This is a genomic window from Butyrivibrio sp. WCD3002, assembly GCF_000424265.1.
In the GTDB taxonomy this organism is placed as follows: domain Bacteria; phylum Bacillota; class Clostridia; order Lachnospirales; family Lachnospiraceae; genus Butyrivibrio.
Window position 1 is genome coordinate 34396 of sequence record NZ_AUJO01000024.1, and the last position, 18905, is coordinate 53300.

Annotated in this window: 18 protein-coding genes and 2 pseudogenes; all 20 read right to left on the bottom strand. The window is 39.3% G+C overall.

Annotated elements, in window-relative coordinates; translation table 11 throughout:
• Window positions 1-242 precede the first annotated feature (242 nt).
• The gene (locus G608_RS0114945; protein WP_026496695.1) at window positions 243-986 is read right to left on the bottom strand and encodes a hypothetical protein; all 744 of its coding nucleotides are present in this window, start codon (window positions 984-986) and stop codon (window positions 243-245) included.
• Window positions 987-1007: 21 nt separating this feature from the next.
• Window positions 1008-2021 carry a MerR family transcriptional regulator gene (locus tag G608_RS0114950; RefSeq protein ID WP_026496696.1) on the bottom strand — a complete coding sequence of 338 codons (1014 nt, stop codon included), beginning with the start codon at window positions 2019-2021 and terminating at the stop codon, window positions 1008-1010.
• A 240-nt stretch (window positions 2022-2261) separates the two neighbouring features.
• Window positions 2262-2642, bottom strand: coding sequence for a hypothetical protein (locus G608_RS0114955; RefSeq protein ID WP_026496697.1), 381 nt, complete (start codon window positions 2640-2642; stop codon window positions 2262-2264).
• Window positions 2643-2864: 222 nt separating this feature from the next.
• Complete coding sequence (locus tag G608_RS0114965) at window positions 2865-3878, bottom strand: DNA/RNA non-specific endonuclease (RefSeq protein ID WP_026496698.1); 1014 nt, start codon at window positions 3876-3878, stop codon at window positions 2865-2867.
• A 50-nt stretch (window positions 3879-3928) separates the two neighbouring features.
• Complete coding sequence (locus G608_RS0114970) at window positions 3929-4120, bottom strand: hypothetical protein (RefSeq protein WP_026496699.1); 192 nt, start codon at window positions 4118-4120, stop codon at window positions 3929-3931.
• A gap of 57 nt (window positions 4121-4177) precedes the next feature.
• Window positions 4178-4450 carry a hypothetical protein gene (locus G608_RS0114975; protein WP_026496700.1) on the bottom strand — a complete coding sequence of 91 codons (273 nt, stop codon included), beginning with the start codon at window positions 4448-4450 and terminating at the stop codon, window positions 4178-4180.
• A 44-nt stretch (window positions 4451-4494) separates the two neighbouring features.
• Entirely contained in the window at window positions 4495-5022 is a 528-nt protein-coding gene (locus tag G608_RS0114980; protein WP_026496701.1) for a hypothetical protein, read from the bottom strand.
• Window positions 5023-5540: 518 nt separating this feature from the next.
• A complete protein-coding gene (locus G608_RS0114990; protein ID WP_035795833.1) occupies window positions 5541-6215 on the bottom strand; it encodes an SIMPL domain-containing protein in 675 nt (224 codons plus the stop codon).
• Between the two features lie 2 nt (window positions 6216-6217).
• Window positions 6218-7492: an ADP-ribosylglycohydrolase family protein gene (locus G608_RS22970; protein ID WP_026496703.1), complete on the bottom strand. Its 1275-nt coding sequence runs from the start codon at window positions 7490-7492 to the stop codon at window positions 6218-6220.
• A gap of 117 nt (window positions 7493-7609) precedes the next feature.
• Entirely contained in the window at window positions 7610-8695 is a 1086-nt protein-coding gene (locus tag G608_RS0115000; protein ID WP_026496704.1) for a macro domain-containing protein, read from the bottom strand.
• A 40-nt stretch (window positions 8696-8735) separates the two neighbouring features.
• Window positions 8736-9263 (bottom strand): NUDIX domain-containing protein, encoded by a 528-nt coding sequence (locus G608_RS0115005; RefSeq protein WP_026496705.1) that lies wholly within the window; start codon window positions 9261-9263, stop codon window positions 8736-8738.
• Window positions 9264-9266: 3 nt separating this feature from the next.
• Complete coding sequence (locus G608_RS0115010; protein ID WP_026496706.1) at window positions 9267-9800, bottom strand: nitroreductase family protein; 534 nt, start codon at window positions 9798-9800, stop codon at window positions 9267-9269.
• 102 nt (window positions 9801-9902) lie between these two features.
• Window positions 9903-10418: a class I SAM-dependent methyltransferase gene (locus tag G608_RS24470; RefSeq protein WP_242829409.1), complete on the bottom strand. Its 516-nt coding sequence runs from the start codon at window positions 10416-10418 to the stop codon at window positions 9903-9905.
• Window positions 10419-10487: 69 nt separating this feature from the next.
• Window positions 10488-10883, bottom strand: a pseudogene (locus G608_RS24475) ((deoxy)nucleoside triphosphate pyrophosphohydrolase); the annotation flags it as partial.
• Between the two features lie 107 nt (window positions 10884-10990).
• Window positions 10991-12346 carry a GTPase family protein gene (locus G608_RS21425; protein WP_051209394.1) on the bottom strand — a complete coding sequence of 452 codons (1356 nt, stop codon included), beginning with the start codon at window positions 12344-12346 and terminating at the stop codon, window positions 10991-10993.
• A 93-nt stretch (window positions 12347-12439) separates the two neighbouring features.
• Window positions 12440-14914: a restriction endonuclease-like protein gene (locus G608_RS0115035; RefSeq protein WP_026496708.1), complete on the bottom strand. Its 2475-nt coding sequence runs from the start codon at window positions 14912-14914 to the stop codon at window positions 12440-12442.
• Entirely contained in the window at window positions 14889-17504 is a 2616-nt protein-coding gene (locus G608_RS0115040) for an MrcB family domain-containing protein (RefSeq protein WP_051209396.1), read from the bottom strand. The genes G608_RS0115035 and G608_RS0115040 overlap by 26 nt, the downstream gene beginning before the upstream one ends.
• A gap of 79 nt (window positions 17505-17583) precedes the next feature.
• The gene (locus G608_RS0115045; RefSeq protein ID WP_026496710.1) at window positions 17584-18246 is read right to left on the bottom strand and encodes a hypothetical protein; all 663 of its coding nucleotides are present in this window, start codon (window positions 18244-18246) and stop codon (window positions 17584-17586) included.
• 87 nt (window positions 18247-18333) lie between these two features.
• Window positions 18334-18573 carry a hypothetical protein gene (locus G608_RS24610; RefSeq protein WP_026496711.1) on the bottom strand — a complete coding sequence of 80 codons (240 nt, stop codon included), beginning with the start codon at window positions 18571-18573 and terminating at the stop codon, window positions 18334-18336.
• Window positions 18574-18673: 100 nt separating this feature from the next.
• Window positions 18674-18905 (bottom strand): annotated as a pseudogene (locus tag G608_RS21430) (transposase domain-containing protein); the annotation flags it as partial.

The following is an 18905-nucleotide window of genomic DNA, read 5'->3' on the forward strand; positions in this document are numbered from 1 at the left end:
TTAAGTTCATCGTTTATGGTTTCTATAATCATCTTCCGATTCATATATATTTGCTGCTGATATACTATTCTTGTGTCCGCATTCCGTACATTCCCAAATATAATGATGATCATCAAATCCAGGTTGCACGTTCAAGTACGCATTGCATCTATCGCAATACCAATCAATCTCAGGAAATCTCTCACTCATTTTGATTCACCTCCTACTCAAAATCTAAAAAACATGTTTCTAACATCAAATAATCACATAATGGTCTTAAGCGAATTTATTATACTTTTCCCATATTTTGATGTACCATACCCCATGAAAAAACCTGCCAATACACCTAATCCAATTTTCAACTTTGTGTTTTCCCCTGTCCCACTTATTTCTTCTTGATTGTACTTATAGATCCCATTCTCATTATCTTGTTTTATAGACAACTTATCTATTATTATATCTTCCCGGCCAGTAAATAAATCCTTTTCCATTTTGGCTTTAAAGGCTTGTTTCACGCATTCACATCTGTGAAGTTCGCCGAAACGGTTAATAAAGCATACTGCTATTGGAAATCCTCTCATCGACTGAAGTTCGTTTAACCCAAATATATCCTCACTTAGTCTACGATCATTAGTGATCAGCAGCTGAGAATGATAACTGCGTTCTTCAGACATTGTTTTATAGATTTCTTTATCTGCAAATGCCTTATAAATGTCAGCCTCATCTAAGGAACCATTTTCTACATCAAAGATATCAGGATTCTTTTTGAACATCTCCAACACTTGCATCGCTTTTTCTGATTTATCTGGATTTCCCAGATGCCTAACAAGCTCCAAACAAACAGATGGTAGTACTATTATTTTGCATTTATTTTCTGCAAAAAGACTTCCATATTTTTGAATTAGCAAATTCATCTCAGTTATATCCATAAGAGCAGCAGTATCAATATACACATATTCTGTTCTATCTAATAATTCCTTAACATATTCATAATTTACAGTGTTCATATACTAATATTCCTTTTCCCCTCATGGCTTTCTAATAATCTTTCCGTGCTCCACACGATAAAAATGCACTAATTTGTATGTATAATCAAAAATTTCCCACCCGTTTTCCTTAAAAATTTCCTCTTTGTGATCTCTAAAATAATCATATATATTTACTAAAAATAATTTGTATATGAATAAGTAATCCCGATTTTGAACACCAAACGCCTCAAATAAAAAATCACATATTCGTTCCTCATAATCCAAGGAAAGTGGGTTATCAAAACTTAAATAAAAGCATTTAAACGCCTGTTCTGATAGCCTCTCTAAAAAATCATTGTGTTCTTCACCTAGAAATTCCAAGTAATCATCCCAAAATATTTTTAAGTAATCATGCAAATCTATCCCCCTGCCTTCAACAATTCTTTCAGCTATTAGACTATTAGAAGTGATAATTTCAGGCAGGATCAAAAGTATCGCCATTCCTTTGAATCCATATAGTTCCCTTACGAATGTAAAATATGCCAGAACAATATCCTTTGTCTTCTTTCCGCCCTGTTTCAACTCTTCACTATAATCGTGCGCAGCATGAACAAACTCTGCCAACATATTTCTAAGCTCATCACTCGATAAATCTTTAAACCATTCTTTTAATAACGGATCAGATTGAACTTCTTTTTTCGTATTTAACAACATACTTTTCGCAAATGCACTTAAGCCTGTTTTTTGGACTTTTAGCAATCTTGCAATTACATTTCCATCAACAGAACTATTTCTCTGAAACAATTCAAGTTTATCATTTACAAATTGGGTTGGATTTTTGTTATAGGCATTTAATGCTTCTTGCATTTTAGACGGTTTAACTCCCAATTTTTTTAGTACTGCAAGCATTTCTATTTTTTTGTAGGTTGCTTCATCATATAGGAATGTTCCATCTGTGCTTTCCTTACTCTCCCGTATAAGACCTTTTTTTCTATATGTAAACAAATCCTTACTTGTTAATCCTGTCTTTTGGTTAATCTCTCCAGCACCATATAATCTTTTCTTTATTGACATTTCTCCTTCTCCTTTAAAAGCAATGTACAGCAAAAAAAGGAATGACTATATCCCCAAATTATTAAAAAATTATAAACTTTTCTATAAAGTCACAGTTATTTACTACTTTTACTACTTATGTACTTCCTTATTATGGAATGAAGCTGTACATTAAGGGCTGCAAATAATATGGTTTGAAACATTCCCTCATCCATTTAAAATTCCTACTTAGATTGATTATTAGCGTATATCACGGATTATTTATATAATTCCAGCCCCTACAAGAGCAGTTGCATAAATATCTAATGATTCAAGCTCATCCATAAGATCAAAATAAACTATATTCTCATATATCTCTTGCTCATCTCCATTTCCTTCTTCTGGTCTTATTTCATCCATGTTAGGCACATAGTACGAAACAACATATCCTAGTTGAGCTTCATCCCATACCAGATCAATTTCCATATATGCTGTCCCATCCTCATATTGATCGTTACCCAGCTTTCTCTTTATATACGTAAACGGAATCGAAAAATGGTAACTATCATCTCTCTTCTGTTCTCTTAATTCATCATCAGGATCATCATACTCATTGCTCTGCTCATATAAATCATCATAATAATTATTTTTCTTCCTATTCATAAAAGCCTCCTGTTCTGCATGTACTGTGCTTCTTACTATATACTAATAAGCAAAGAAGGAGCCTCCTTTGAAGCTCCTCCATCTCATCTTCTACCATTTGGCAGACTTTAAATCTATTCCCCTGTTCTTAAATACACTATATAATTCCACAACAAATAAATAAATATTTAGTAATACGGAATACTTGGCGATAATTTGCCTTTTCTGCTAGTATCCAGAGTATTATGGCGCACATCTTTGGCATGGCTTAAAGCCATTTTCTATAACCTCATCCCTCGTCGCATCCTCGAAATAAACCTTATTCTTCTCCTTCATATCCTTCACGCTATCACAGTCCGGATAATGAAACACATGTGAATTCCAGTTCCCAATGTAAGAGTATGTCTTCTCCGAAGCAGATCTTGAGACATTTTCTGTATTATCTCCGCCTCCGGTAGCAGCAAACTCCTCAAGAGTAAACGTTGTCTTCCCATTCTGACTGCCATTATCAGAAACACCCTTTTCATCTGTCTTCTGACTTTGATCCGCCTTATAGTTCCGATCCAGCTTGTTAGATCCATCAGAATAATCGATGATCACACCGGGCTGTACGTTATAACAGAATACATTGAAGCTGATACCTTTACCGCCATCCTCAACAGACAATGCCTCGATCTTCACGCCATCGCACAGAAGATTATTCCCTTCAAATACCGGAGTAACCCTGTACATAACATGATTGCCTGTGCTTCTGATATAATCAGCAACCTCGTTCTCATAAGGCAGCATGCCCTCGACATTGAAATATCTTGTGCCTGTTATCAGATTCTGCTCATTGGCATTCTCACCCGTAAGCTGGAATCCGATCATATGGCATCTGTTATAGAGATATGGAGGGTCTGAATCTACAAGTCCGGGATATTTCTCCTGATCCCAGCCGGTCGGTCTTACCATGCTTATGGACTCGCGGTCCTTTGTGGGCATGAGATCCTTACCGATACTTGCCATTGCAGGAGTACATCTGCCAAGATCATCGAGCTCACCATAACTTTCAAAAGACACCTTTGTTATCTCGTCCTTTATAAACTCCGGCTTATTATCATTTATCTCTACTGAAGGGCTGCCGCTGTAAGCCGGGATTGACAAGTCCGCAGTTTTCTCTCCACCTGCAGCACATGTCCCAAGGAAATTTGCGCATAGTAAGGCTGTTATCAGAGTTACAGAGCTTATCATTTTTGAAAAGAAAATGTTTCTCATAACATACCTCCGGCACTATGTACTGAATCCATCAGAATCGTTTCTCATCTTTATAAATCGTCGTCATCGCCCATGGCCCAGAGCCACGCTTCCTTATCAGCGCGATCTCTTTCCATCTCTTCCTGCCTGCGCCAGAACTCCTTTTTCTCTGAGCGTGACATGTTCTTTGTCAGCTTTTCTATCTCTTTATCAGTTAATCTGACATCATGTTCATCACTTGAAAATAATCCGAATAATCCCATATTCCACCTCTGCTTTCCTTAGTGGTCATCACTGTAATTTTTTTCGAAGTATTACTGTCAGAAGTCAAAGTCATCAAAATCATCTGCATCAAGGCCAGCATCTTCAAGTGCCTCGCGGCGCTCATCGGGATTCATCATCTCCAGCTCATCTCTATCAAGCCCTGCCATATCAAGTTCATCCTCAAGCTCGTCTTCCTCGTCTATATCAGCACTTGAATCATCTGAGAAAAGCGTATCATTTATAAACGCCCACTCACCGCCATCTATATGACCATCATGATTAAGGTCAAAGGGTGTATTTCCAAACATATCATCAAAAGGTCCTGTCATAATGCGCCTCCTTAAGCTAACCCACAACAGCAACTTTTCTATAATCAGTAGTTATCATTCCAGTAATCCTCTGCTGCATCGTATGCCTCGTCCTCATCTTCGTAATCGTCCTCGTAGTCATAGAACTCTTCATACTTATCATCAGCAAAGTCCTGAGCCGATTTATAATCATGAACTCCATAATAGTCGTAACTCTTCTTTGATTTACTGGAGTAACTGCTCTTCTTTTTGGAAGTACTCTTGCTGCTACTATAAGAACTGCTACTTGATGTATCCTTAGGCTTATGCTCGTAGCAATAGATGCTACCCGTACTTCTCTTCCTGGTGCAGCCTGCCTTTGCGCAGTGCTTTGTACTTGTGGTAGAAGAATAGCTCTTGCTGCTTGAATACGAGCTACTGCTGGAAGATCCACTCTTGTGCTCATAACAGTAAATACTTCCGGTGCTTCTTTTCCTTGTACATCCAGACTTAGCACACTGGCTATTGTATGCAAAAGTGCTCACAGATGTAGTTCCAAATATGGTAATTGCAACAGCGAATGCCATTAAAAGACTGATTATTGATTTCTTCATAACTTACCGCCTCCTTTTCTTGCTTGAAAACGGTGTGGTTCCTCTTTATATAAGAATAAACCTGTTTTATCTACAAATACACACCCGTTTCGGCGAAATATAACGCTTTATTCTCCCTGCGCCACATTAGTTAAATGCACCATCTTTATGGCAAATTTCATAATATTCGCAGGTGCAGCAAAAGTGCTTGCAATGCTTGTTATGTCCTCTCACACACTTTTTGACCCAATACACAAACCGCTTCATAGAGCCTCCTTTTCACCTGACAACCAACGGCATCATGAGCATCATTGTTATCAAAATTGCTGCCGGTATACAAATTGTTACAAACCCAATAGCCCTTCCCATACTATGATTCTCCTTATCTTCAGCTGCTTATTTATGTCCTCTTTTGATAATACCCTTTTGATAATACAATTATCACTCTTTACATGTCCCATAAAAATGACAGCTGTCAATCCGGTGAGACATCCGGTGAAACAACTCGTAAACCCCTGTGAAATTCTACAAAGTATAAATCAAATTATTTCCCACATCACTGTAACCGTATCAGATACCTCTATATCATCCGGCTCTATATCCATATCAAAAGATCTACAGCTCTCTTCCATCAAAGCTGATTTGCAGAGCATATCTCCACGCATTGGAGAATACTCAAATTCAATTTCACCCCAAGAATAATCAATAGTCTTGATATCTTTTAATGTCACTCCTGCAGCACTTGTAAGAACTGCCGCTTTTGCCTTTGCATCAGCGATAGCCTTGCCAAGGAGTTCATTCTTGGATGCCTCCTTGTCCTTTACTGTATAACTGATTCTGAAATCTGGATGAATTGCCTTAGCATTTGCAAGGGCAAAGAGGATTTTTCCAAGTCTTGTATTATCTGAATCAAACTCTACCTTAACAACATGCTTGAACTCATAGCCCACAAATCGCTCTCTCCAGCTATTATCTCTGGTCTGATAGCTCTCATATCTTGTATCCACATTAAACATAAGAGTCTTCACATCAGTTCTATCAAATCCCTGCTTCTCCATGATATCCTTAAGTGCCTCTGTATCCTTTGAAGACTGCTCAAGAATCTTGTCATATTCTTTATTCTGACCCTCAAGTGTTATTGTGAGCCTTGTCACATCAGGCTTAACCTTCAGATTGCCTTTGCCTGTTACCTTTATCATTCTCTCGTTTGCCATAATCACATTTCCTCCTTTGACATCTCCACAATCGCCTTTATTAGATCTTTTCTAAGCAATAAATTCTCACTCCAGGGGTTTATCATGATCCCCGCTTCAGATGTATTTCCCGCAAATCCCTCAAGCACCTGTCCGATGTCCATGATCAGCGTATCTGAGCTGGCTCCCTTTTCATATTCTTCCCTTGATGTAAACGCTACTGCCCAAACAATACCATCATCGTCCTCTATGTGTTGAAACTTGAATACCATTTCCTCATCTGTAGTAAACTCATCTCCTACAGAAATATGCTCCAGGTCAAGCTCCTTTGTCATAGCCTCCGGTGCTATCACAGGAATAATGAACCTTCCTCCTTCCTTAATTCTCTGACAAAATGTCTGAACTACTTTTGTCAGATTTTCATGTGTTGTCTCAGCCCGGAACTCCTTTATTGCTGAAAATATAATGTCATTGCCCTCAAGATCGGGATCAGATGTATCTCCCTTTCGAACCGCATCAAATACCTGTAAAACATCAATCATGTCATCCCCGAGCCTGTCGCAGGTTTCCACCATCATCTTCAAGGGTATTCCATAGAACGCCTCAGCCATTCCTCCTGCAATGCAGGTCAGTGTATCGCAGTCACCGCCCAGTGAAATCGCAGTTCTGATCACATCCTCGAAGTCCTTACCTTCCAGAAAAGCTGTTATTGCCTCAGGTACTGTCTTCTGACAGGACTCATCATGAAAATATCCCGGTCTTATCTCATCGCAGGTGCGGCTAAGATCATAGCCAAACTCCTGCATCACATACTGCTTAATCTCTTCCTTTGTAGCCCCGGTCCTTGCCATGAATATCACAGATGCTGTAGCTTCCGCTCCCTTGATCCCTTCCGGATGGTTGTGTGTTACCTCTGCAGTCCATCTTGCAACTTCTCTTGTCTTTTCAATAGTGTCATAAAGCCATCCCACTGAAGAAACTCTCATTGCTGAGCCATTACCATAACTTCCATAAGGTTTGGGATCACTGCTCCTCAGCCAACAACCAAATTTTCCGCCGTATCCGGAATTGGGATACTTTCTTCCCCAGGCCTGCATCTTCTCGACCAGGGCCTCTTTAATTTCTTTTTCTCCGGAATCTTTACCAGCTGTCAGGGTTGCATCTGCAACAGCAATTGTCATAACAGTGTCATCCGTGAATTGAACCCTTCTGTTCCACATCTCAAATTCCTTGCTCTTATTACCTCTGTCAAATTCATAAGGTGCTCCTACCATATCTCCAAGAATCGCTCCGTACATATATACCTCCTATCCGCTTGCGTTTTTGCTCGCTCTCTTGCTATGAGATAAGTATAGGAAAATGAAAAAGAGAAGTGGTCACTTGTCAGGTGACTTTTCACTTCTCTTAAAAATCCTTTATTTTATTACTCCCAGACACTCCTGTTTGTTATCAAAAAGTGTCAGGTTTATGGTCATCATGTCATATATTCCGTGGCTGATATAATATCCGACTATCAGATCAAACTTGCTACTTGGCGATAGGGCAATGCCTGCTCTTTGCAAAAGATCCGTCGTCTCATCCATAGATAATTCAAGGGCGATAGCAAAAGCTACAGCTGTCTTCTTACTTGGCTTATAGTTCTTTTTGGTCTTGATGTCGGAAAAGACCTTTTTCGTTATGTTAGCTTTCTTATAAACCGATACGTCATCGAGGCCACTCTTATCAATCAGCTGGAACAGTTTTTCCTGAAAGCTCTCTGCCGGTGAATCCAAGAGCTCATCGAGGCTCTTCCCATCAGGCTCCATGGCCATCAGCTTCATCACAGGAGTGCTCTCCACTAACTTTTCGATGGGTTCCTCATCGAAACAGGCCTCACATTCTTCAGCACTTCCTATCGCATCCAGATCATATCTTTCTCGTAACCTTGCGTTCCTTTCTCCTCTGGAGCCATATTCTCTGTGGTAGCTGCGTTTTACATAGTTCTCATCAATATATCCTTGGACATCAGAATAGACCTTACCTGACAATTCAAAAGCTTTTCTATCAAACACAACAAGGATAATGGACATCTCATGTTCAAATAAAAACTCCTGTATAACTGAAGTGGCTATCTGAAGTGCCTTGTCCTTAGGAAATCCATATACTCCGGTTGCGATAAGTGGAAAGGCAATACTCTCACAACCATTTTCCAAAGCCAGATTCAAAGATTTTTCATAACAGCTTCTAAGTACATCAAACTCGCCTTTATCCCCGCCTTCCCACCATGGTCCGCTGGCGTGGATAATGTATTTTGCATTCAATTTAAATGCCGGTGTGATACCAACTTCACCTGGCTCGAGCTGTCCGATCTTCTTTCGTTCAGCGAGAAGTTCCTCTTCACCAGCAGCTTTGTATATGGCAGAATCTACCCCACCGCCTATGGTAACCTCGGGATTTGCCGTATTAACAATGGCATCTGCCTTTACCTTTGTTATGTCATTTCTTATTATTGAAAATGGCATTATCATCTCCCCCAATCATGGACACACATGCTTATATCTGTTACAGCCTTGCCTCTATATCCCTGATTCCTCTGCCCATCTCTTCATCATTATGATCCATGATATGACCATAGAACTCGCTAAAAGGCATAACCCTGACATCGTTCACTTCGTAGCGGTCAAAATCAAATCCGCCTTCAGGAACATCTACTCGCAGCATGAAAACAGATGCAAGTAGTCCTGTCCCATCATCCCAGTCCTTGATATATTCAAAAGCAAGCTCCAAATCATCAGGTGCTACCTTTATCCCAAGCTCTTCTGACAATTCTCTAACTGCTGCCTCCTTTGGCGTTTCATCGGACCTTACTCCGCCACCTGTCATATCCCACTTACCTGCGTAATACCTGGCTCGGAGAGATCTCTGCTGTACAACGTACTTACCCTCACCTTTTCCCGGAGCAGGACTGTCACTTGTTTTCATAATGATAAGGACGTGTTTTATATAGTCCCCGGGGTGCTTCTTCTCATGCTTTTCTATGATCTTCCCGGTGGGCCTACCTTCTCTTGTAAAAATCTCAATATATTCCATATATCATTCCAAAATTGTGATCTGAGCATCAGCGTTATAAGTATGAGGCTCCTTAGTCACAGCCTTATGGCCAACTGCAATTGCTATCTCAAACTCATAGCCTTCCGGTATAGCAAGCTTCTCTGAGAAATACTTGCCCTTCTCACCATGCAGTGCGTCATAAATGCATCCGATGATAAGGTTTCCAAGTCCCATCTCCTCAGATAAAAGTGCAATATTTTCAACAGCGATACCTGCATCAACCTTGCTCCATTTGTACCCGCTCTCTGCACTTATAACGATAAGAATCGGAGCTTCGTAATAGAAATTGTGCTCAGCATGCTCTATGTTTCGAAGGGCATTCTTCTCATTCTCAATCTCAGCAAGGATCTGATTGTCGCCTTTAACAACTGTAAAATGCAGTTCCTGCTTGTTGGCACCGGTCGGAGCCTGCAGACCTGCTGTAAGGAGCGCATCAAGCTCTTCCTTTGAAATCTGATCCTGTGTATAACCGCGTGTTGAACTTCTCTTTGCTATTGTCTCTTTTACTGTGCTCATTTTTATCTCCACCTCCGTATACTATAATTTCATTTGATTAAGTCCGGTCGGATACGGGGTCCGTAACTCGCCGCTTCGCGACTTCGAACGGTCCCCAGCTCCTTAAACCTTTTTCCCTATTGCATTGACCCACATCTCATCTTCTCTTCCGGGTCTGTTATCAGTACCAACCTCATTGAAAAGAATCTCAAATCCTGCACTCTCAAAAAGCGTGACTATGCTCTTCTCATTAAAATCACTAAACTTGCGATCTCCGCGCATCTTCGTGCCATTGCCATATTTGAAAGAAGCATATATTACACCACCACTCTTTAAAGATGCATTCAGCTTTTTCATCGTCTCCGGCAGTTGATCCACAGGAACATGAAGAAGTGATGCACAAGCCCAGACTCCATCGAACTCATTATAAAAATCGATATCCTCAAACCTCATATCCAGGACTTCCTGTCCCAGATATTCAGCGGCTCTCTTTTGCATCTCTTCAGAAGCATCAAAAGCTATTACAGAAAAACCAGCCTCCAAAAATGCCTTACTATCTCGCCCGCTTCCACAGCCTACATCCAAGACACGACCATGCTCAGGAAGAAGTGCTATGAACCTGTCCCTTTCATATGACATATCCGCGTTAACACTTCCGGCAAAGAACGAATCAGCATTTTTGTTATAATACTCAACGTTCTTATCAATCAAAGCAGCAGAAATCTTCGGAAGAAGTGCCAGATCTGCAGGAAGCCAGTCAACACTTCTAAGATCATTAACCTCAAGCCACTTCGCTGCTTCATGTTCCAAAAGCTGAAGTTTACCTTCTGCAACAGTTGCCCAGTAGCAGTTCATATGAAGATGAAAAGTCTCATAATCATAATCGATGATGTCTATAAGATCATGAACAACGATCTCCGCACCAAGCTCTTCTCTGATTTCCCTTACAAGTGCTTCTTCAGGCGTTTCACCTTCTTCAATCTTTCCCCCGGGAAATTCCCAGCCATCCTTATAGTCCCCATATCCACGCTGAGTTGCAAATATCTTTGTTTTTCTATCGTAATTGTCGCAGATAATCGCTGCAACTACGTTAACTATTTTCATTAGTTACTATCTTCCTTTATTACTAACTCCCAAGCTTCTTTCCAAACATACTGAGTTTAAGGGCATCACCTGTAACAGATAGCTCGCTATCTACCAGTCTTTCCCCGTCAAAGCGCTGCATCTTCATTTTCTTTATCTATATCTGTATCAGCTTTATTTTCTTTTTTAAATATTTCTCTCGCTTCCTCGATACTGACACCATCAATATAATACTTAATGGCGGCAACTCCTATTGCCTTTGTTCCTGCTCCTGCTATTCCCGAATTGATAACGCCGCCGGCTACTGGAATAAACTTAACTGCTCCGTGAGCTATAATTCTGAACACAGCCCCGGCTCCACCGGTTAAGAAAAGCGAAGCCAAGAATTCTTTTCCAGTTTGAATCGAAATATCCCTTCCACTTAGTCCCGCTATCAAAGCGACCATAATAGACTGAACAAGCAGCAATATGTATATGTCAGCGATCGGAATATTAGCAAAAGCAACCGCACCCGCTATCGCAACAAATGAATTCGTAAGATGCATAGCCATTTTTCTTACAAGCTCGTTAAGCTGCAACGCCATCCTGAATCCCATCTTGGCATCAAAATCACGAATTACTTCATCAAGTTTTTCGCGAAGCTCGTCTATATGATATCTACCATCAAAATCGATTTTTAAACTATTTATTTCTGACTGGCTCATCTCCAAGATATCTGATGGCTGTACACTATTTCTATCACTATCTACCCATTCAATATAACTGGAGACATCTATTATTCCATCTGTTATAAGACCATTTTCATTGCATATCCTTTTGTAATAAGTCACAGTATTTTGCAGGTTCTCTTTTTTCGCAACATTATACTCTGCAGGATCCTTAATTCTACTCGGTTGAACTTCATCAGCTTTATTTATGACAACTAGCACAGGCACATCAACTTTATTTATTTCTACATATTTTTGTTTGACCTTTTTTAAAAACTCAACATCCTTATCTATATTGTCCCTATGTGTAGCTGCAAGCAGAAATAGAACCACATCCGGATTGAATTCGTTTATGTCATTCAGAAGCTGATCTTCTGCAGTGACTCTTTCATCTGTAGATATTGATTCAGAAATACCTCTAGAATCCATAATATCCATCATTTTTCGGTCACCGTCATAACATGGATAAATCTTTGTTTCGGTTGTACAGCTCTCAACATCACTGACGGCTGCCACATAGCTGGAACTCAAGGCATTTATTAAACTACTCTTTCCAACACCCGTTCTGCCAATCAATAAAAACCTTGGGGGTCTATGATTTTCAATCCCATCAATGAGTTCTTTTAATTCCTTATCTCCTAAAATTTTATCTCTAACAAGGTTCTTGATGTCTTTAGGCAAAACGTCCGGTAATTCATCCATCATTTTGTCTAACTGACTATAAAACTCCTTCATCTTTAAAAGTCTTTTTTCAATAGTTGTCTTATTATCAGCCATTTCCACACCTCACAATTTTCTGTACTGTTACAATCATCATGTCCGCTATAAGTGTCCTTCATGCATTCATGAAGTATTCTGTAAACTGCCATATCACTTATCTGCAGCATATCTTAGAATCCTGAACGTATTCGCCGGCTTCTTCGCAAAATCACTTATCTTACATTTTTGTACAATTTTGTTGTCCTTCACAGCTAATATCTCATCATTCTGAAAGCTATAGCAGATGTCTCCAAACTTAAAGCTGTGGTCTTCTATATTTTCATCGATATCAACACCAGCTGATGTTCGCTTAAGTTCTCTATAGAATCTATATTCTTCCTCAGACTTAAGCATCAATTCAGGCACAACCTCGCTGTGCTGCATTAAAAACATATTTGTGAATCCAATTGCAAAGCCTTCTTCTTGTGGCATTATAGGTTTTCCAGATTCGTTACTATCAGTGATATCCTTCCATTCTCTAACAGTAATTCTATAATATGGCTCATCGCCATTGTTTCTACCAGGACTAATTGGTACTTCTGTTATTGATGATCGCTTTACCAACGCTACACGGACAGCCTCTCCATAGAACCTTATCTCGCCCTTATCCCCAAACTTACTGTTAGTTTGGTAAAGAGCGACATAATGAATTGGCAATCTTTCATCACTCACCATACTTTTAGGAACATAATAGAATTTCTTCTGGTAGCAGATATTGAACTGCTCCTGAGATCTGAATGTTCCTACCAGTACTTCTCTCTTATCCCAGTCTACTCTAGCCAATTTTTCTTCAATACCTGCAGGGAGTGTGGTTCTTTCAAACGCAGACTCTTTAGAATCACTAATAAGCTCGTCTAAAAGTCTTCTCACAAGCTTTGTAGATCCTGGCAAAAATGGAAGGCCTCCAATATTCACAGTATCAATACTCTTGTAAAATCTATGATCCTTATACTCTTCCTCATTGTCATACGGAAAAAGAATATACGCACCAAACATGGTTTTCTCGAACATAAAACGAGATTCACGATTCTCATAAACAATAGAATCCCTGTATCTATGCATGGTATTAATATCATCAACCTTCGGTCCTGGCTTATTATCTGGATAATATGGTCCTGAAGGATCCTTCTCTATGCGATACTTTGCATCAAAGACATATTTATATGCCACATCCGAGCCACGTTTTTCAAGTTCCAAAACATTATCTGGTCTCTGATTTACAGTTTGTGTCTGGCTTTCTCCCGGATTATAAACAAGCGTAATATGTTCCCCGGTATTTGGATTAAAGAACTTAGCTTCTGATCTCTTACCTCTGATCAACGTAATAGTAATTCCGTTGTTATCTACCTTTACTATGTCAGGAGAAACCAACTTATACTCTTTCTTTAAAATATTGAAGAGTTTAATAAAGCACCAATACTCATACAAAAGAGCAGTATCTTTAACAGACATCTTAAATACGTCACCATTAACAGATAAGCTTTTGCTCAGCATAAGGTAACATTTATATAGCTCTCTGTATCCAGGAGCCATACCAAATACTAAAGACATACTCTTGGCAGCGTGGTATTCTGAAACATCCTGAAGAAAAGATGAATTCATTACACGCTTAACATCTCTTTTCATCCTCTCAGCATCTTCAAGAACTTTGTTCTCTACTACTTCCGCATTTTTCTTATATCTCTTGATAAATGTGTCTAGCTTCCTTACTGTTGATTTCAAAATAAACTTAACAAAACGGTTCTCTTCTGTATCATAGGTAAGCTGCTTCTTTGCTGTAAGGAGTCTTTCTGCATAAACAACACCGTCTTTTATTATCATTCTATCCTGGCGCTTCTTAAGCCAGTTTATTGATGTTTTGTCAGTTCTCTTTGCCTTGTAATACGGCATAACCTCATGCTCTGTAATAAGCTTATGGTTTGGAACACTGATAATCCTATTTACGGCATTCATGTAATCCTTGAAAATAACTGATAAAATCTGGAAATATACCGAGAGCACCGTGCTCTGTGTATGCCCCAACGAAAATGTCTGATACGTTTTTTGCATGAAATCAATAGCCACTTCCGAAACCATTTCAGAAATGTCATCGATCATCTTCTGGTAATCTTCCTTATAAGTAATCTTTGAAGGAAACACTTCGATCCTAAGTGTTAAATACCTACGGCCATCTGCATAGATCTCAAAATCTGAATACCCTGCCATGTTTTCAAAATGGATTATTCCGGAAAGCAGAGTATTATCGCCATCATATGCAGTTCCTATCTTATCTCGTATAGAATAATTCTCATTCCAAAATGACAGATCACTTCCATCATTGCTCTTAATAATCACTTCATAATCTGTCTGCTCGAAGAAAAACGGTGGTACTTCAAAATCATAATGAGCATAATCCAGCTCTTCGCACTCTATATCACCCTCTATCGTAGCTATTTTGACAGATTTAATTCTTTTTCCATCAAGCACAAGTGAAGAACACCGGTCAGAAGAATCTCCTGACCAGCTCTTTCTACTCTTTATTACTACATTCAGTTTTTCAGTGCATATTTCCAGCAACTTATCAGAGCCAGTAGGAAGTAAAGCCATCCTCTTCAAATCTCCTCATCATGTAGCAGAGTTTTTTTGCAGAATTAACGTACTTGCAAGGCTTATTATTTATGTAATCATCCATCTGTTTCCAGACATAACTTGGACTGAAACCAGAATAATCGCCAGCAAACATCTTAAATAAATCGCACATCATATTCTTGATTGCTTCGCTACTTCCTTGTACTCGTGGCAAAATCTTTTGCATGATTTCATAGTCAAATGCAACGTCATAATCAAGAAGCTTTGCCTCATCATTGTTCAGCATAAAGAATGCGATCTCATCTCTTACCCTATATCCAACATGCGCGTTTGCATGCTGAAGCACTTCGTTGATTTTCTGTAGATCTGTACTTACTCTCCTAACAAGCTCCTGTTGGCCTGGCTTAACATCAGTCCCCAGAATAATATACTGAGATTTCAGAAAATCATTTCCTTTGTTTAGCGGTACTGCAGCACTGGGATCCGAGACAAAACTCGGTGTGAGATCAACATATGAAAACTCTATTGTATTTGCTCTATCAAGCACTTTTTTACTGAACGGGAAGGTTGTCTCATCCATGTTTACAGTTCCGATAACATAAAGGTTCTCTGGAATATACAGATCCCCATACTTGTCTTTAGCAGCCTCATCCAATGTAAGCTTATAAGTTTTTATTTCCCCATTAACTTTGGTCCTGGTCTCAATCAAGGATAAAAAGTCACTAAGATAATACTCAACACGGGCAAGGTTCATCTCATCAAGACACAGGAAATATGGAAATTCTCTGTCATCTTTTGCTTGTTTCACAAAATCAATAATTGCTCCAGGAACATAATTGCCATTCAAGTCGGTATGTCCAAATAAGTCTGTAGAATCTGACCAATCCGGCCTTACGGAAACAAGTTTAAATCTGCCATTCCCGTTGGATTCTTTGGATGTAGCACCCATTGCTTCTGCAAACAGCTTAATAAGCTTTGTTTTTCCCGTTCCACTGGTACCAGCAAGAATAACAAAGGGCTTGGATTTTAGGCTGAGATAGAAGTCTTCAATAAGACCATCGTTATAGCTGAAGCCTTTGGCTGATATGTACTTTTTAATCTGATCAATGTCATTCTTTATGGACACGTTATTTACTCCCTTAATATTATCAATAGCGCCTGTATTAGCAGGTTTAACTCCTGCATATTCTCGGTAAATATCCATCATCTTGGATAAATCTGATTGAAGTTCAGCCTCTGATGGCACAGCGCCCCTTTTGTATTCCTTATAGAAAATCGTACCTTTCTGGTACATTTCTCCTAAATCTGTAAGTCCCTGACCAAGATCAATCTTCTCATCTGTGTTAAAACCACGGTCATCAATTCTTGATGCAATTTCTGCCGCTTTTTCCCTCATTATCTTAATCGCACCCTGCTTACCATGAGCATTCTTGATATCAGTGCAGCCCTGATTAAACGTTAAGTATAAAGATTCTCCCGTTTTAGAGAGTAGATAAACTATATAAACCCCTTTTGTTGCCGTAGTTGTGATACTTCGATCAAAGATACATATCCACGGGATTGTAGCCCAATTCCCTTGCCCTACACTTCCGGTGATCAAGTAATTCTGTGGATCCACTAAGCCAGTATTGTATATGGCATTTGGTATTTCTGATCTAACAAACGTCCCAAATGGACTTCCGGAAAATGCTTCTTTCTTAGCATCAACGTATCCATTTAAAAACTTATCAATGACCTCTCTCAATTTGCCGTTTTCTCCGTTATCTATTGATGAATAGTATAATTTCAGCTTTTGTTCAACTATGCTCAGGATATTTTCTATCTCTGAATCGTTAACTACTGCAGCCAATGACGGAACCATCTTAAACACATCATGGTCATCAGCCTTGTCTTGAGTAAAGAACCCCTTCTTCTGAATCACATTAAAAGGATTCCTGAGAATCACATCAAGCGCATCCTTTACCGTACATTTCTCAGGATTAGCTATTGCCCAGCTTACATTTATATCAGGAACCTTACCCTGATGAATTCGATTTATATAGTATTCCCGAAAAAGACTAGCAATATGCTCTGTTGTAGTTATCTCACCTCGTTTTATACTTTCAAAATAGGACTTGTAAAACACAAGTTTATAGGATCTTTCGTAGCCACCAAGACTATCAACGGGACCAAGGTATCTATAAAACGCCTTAAGAGTATCGTTGTTCTCAGCCTGTCGCTTAAACACAAGTTCCTTGGAGTCCGTAACATATACATCTATTTTCTGTTGAAGTGCTGTAGGAATACTAATTTTTTCATCTGAAGAATGAACAGCTATATATTCTGAGATCTGAGGGAAAATAGAATTTAAATAAACACAGATATCCGATTGGGAGCTATATCGTATCTGAAATACAGTCCTATCTGTAGTAGACGCTGCAAAATTAACATTTACGAACTTTGCCGTAAATGTTTTATCATCTATCCTTATTGAAACATCTATTTGGTCACCTTTGTTTAGCCTAACACCCAAGCACGTTTGTATCTCATCCCAAGCTTCCTTTGGTACTGTTAACCCTGATTTCAACAAAGACTGATCTACAAACTTCGTAAAAACAAGCGTTTCCATAACAATTCCCCATTCATATCCAATCGCATAAACAAAGAAGGAACATCAATGTGTCCCCTCTTATAATTATAGCATTTCTTTATAAGTAATCCCAATCCTCCGGCTCCACCTTACAAAACTGGCTTCCGTCTGCCACTGGAATAATCTCACCACTACTATTTATTTTGGGAACCACGTTGACCAAATCACCATAGTTGTATCCTATGCTTTCATCATAGGGTTCATTTAGCAATCTGCACATTATTCCTTTTGCAGTAGCTCCATTTTCCTCAACCCACATAGTTTCGTATACACCTGCTGATGTAGGGAAGAATACCTGTATATCATCCGGATAAAAAGGATGCCTGTATGCATCAAAAATATTGTTATAATCTATGGCTACTTTTTCCTCAAAATATCCATAGTCTTCCTTTATGGATTCCGCTTCTTCCTGAAAGCCATACCCTTCAGCAACATTTTCCATGACAATGGCATCGCATTCTATACCACCTTCGCGAAGTGTCAGTCCTATCAACTGTTCTGATAAGTTGTATCTAACTTTATCACCGGTAATTTTGCATGAGCATAAACCTTTGTAGCTAACCCCGGCTTCCGGATCGATATAACAATATGTCAAAATTGCATTGTCATCTTTATCCCCGGAAAGCATGATACGAAATGACTCCATCTGCTCCTCTGGGATGTTATAAAAAAGCACATATTTATATGGCAATTCTTTAACTTTATATTCTCTAATATCCATGGTTATCCCCCTATCATGCTGCTTGCTTTGCCCTAAGATCCTGAATAATCACCTCTAGCGTTCTGCGATATGATTCCTTCGTCACTTTCAGTTCTCCAGAAAAAGTCCTGCCATCATATGCATTTCCATATTTTTATTTATGTTTCTCCTGTTATGAGGGTAGTGATTCCCTATGCTAGCGTCATCATGAACATCATTGTTATCATAATTAGTTCCGGCATACCAATTGTTACTAACCCCAAAGCCTTTCCCACACAAAAATTCTCCCTTATATTTGGCTGCCTCTTTTTCATGTCTTCTTCTGATAAGTAAGCGCTTTTCACTCACCCGTTCATAACCAACCAGACCACCAGAATGGCTTAAAAAAATAAACCTTTCCGGTGGCCTTTTAAATTTTTAGAAATCAGATCTACTCTAGGTACGAATCCTACTGATTGAGATCTTCCTTCCTAGTCTTATTCATGCACCTTTCCTGCATCTTTTCAGTCCATGGCATATACTCGGCTGCCCGTGCAGGCTCATTAACAAAGTCTCGGGCATGCTCCAAAAGTTCTGTCAGGTAGAGTTCAGGATCAAGGTTATTTGCAGCTGCTGTATCAATAAGAGACTTGATGATAGCAGCGGATCTGGCTCCTCTGGAAGTATCATGGAAGAGCATG

Coding starts and splice junctions, on each gene's coding strand:
- G608_RS0114970 (WP_026496699.1), bottom strand. CDS start 4,120: ATGGGATTATTCGGATTATTTTCAAGTGATGAACATGATGTCAGATTA.
- G608_RS0114980 (WP_026496701.1), bottom strand. CDS start 5,022: ATGAAGAAATCAATAATCAGTCTTTTAATGGCATTCGCTGTTGCAATT.
- G608_RS0114975 (WP_026496700.1), bottom strand. CDS start 4,450: ATGACAGGACCTTTTGATGATATGTTTGGAAATACACCCTTTGACCTT.
- G608_RS0115045 (WP_026496710.1), bottom strand. CDS start 18,246: ATGGATATTAGAGAATATAAAGTTAAAGAATTGCCATATAAATATGTG.
- G608_RS0114990 (WP_035795833.1), bottom strand. CDS start 6,215: ATGGCAAACGAGAGAATGATAAAGGTAACAGGCAAAGGCAATCTGAAG.
- G608_RS0114955 (WP_026496697.1), bottom strand. CDS start 2,642: ATGAATAGGAAGAAAAATAATTATTATGATGATTTATATGAGCAGAGC.
- G608_RS24470 (WP_242829409.1), bottom strand. CDS start 10,418: ATGTCATATGAAAGGGACAGGTTCATAGCACTTCTTCCTGAGCATGGT.
- G608_RS0115000 (WP_026496704.1), bottom strand. CDS start 8,695: ATGCCATTTTCAATAATAAGAAATGACATAACAAAGGTAAAGGCAGAT.
- G608_RS0115005 (WP_026496705.1), bottom strand. CDS start 9,263: ATGGAATATATTGAGATTTTTACAAGAGAAGGTAGGCCCACCGGGAAG.
- G608_RS0114965 (WP_026496698.1), bottom strand. CDS start 3,878: ATGAGAAACATTTTCTTTTCAAAAATGATAAGCTCTGTAACTCTGATA.
- G608_RS22970 (WP_026496703.1), bottom strand. CDS start 7,492: ATGTACGGAGCGATTCTTGGAGATATGGTAGGAGCACCTTATGAATTT.
- G608_RS0114945 (WP_026496695.1), bottom strand. CDS start 986: ATGAACACTGTAAATTATGAATATGTTAAGGAATTATTAGATAGAACA.
- G608_RS0115035 (WP_026496708.1), bottom strand. CDS start 14,914: ATGGCTTTACTTCCTACTGGCTCTGATAAGTTGCTGGAAATATGCACT.
- G608_RS21425 (WP_051209394.1), bottom strand. CDS start 12,346: ATGGCTGATAATAAGACAACTATTGAAAAAAGACTTTTAAAGATGAAG.
- G608_RS0114950 (WP_026496696.1), bottom strand. CDS start 2,021: ATGTCAATAAAGAAAAGATTATATGGTGCTGGAGAGATTAACCAAAAG.
- G608_RS0115040 (WP_051209396.1), bottom strand. CDS start 17,504: ATGGAAACGCTTGTTTTTACGAAGTTTGTAGATCAGTCTTTGTTGAAA.
- G608_RS0115010 (WP_026496706.1), bottom strand. CDS start 9,800: ATGAGCACAGTAAAAGAGACAATAGCAAAGAGAAGTTCAACACGCGGT.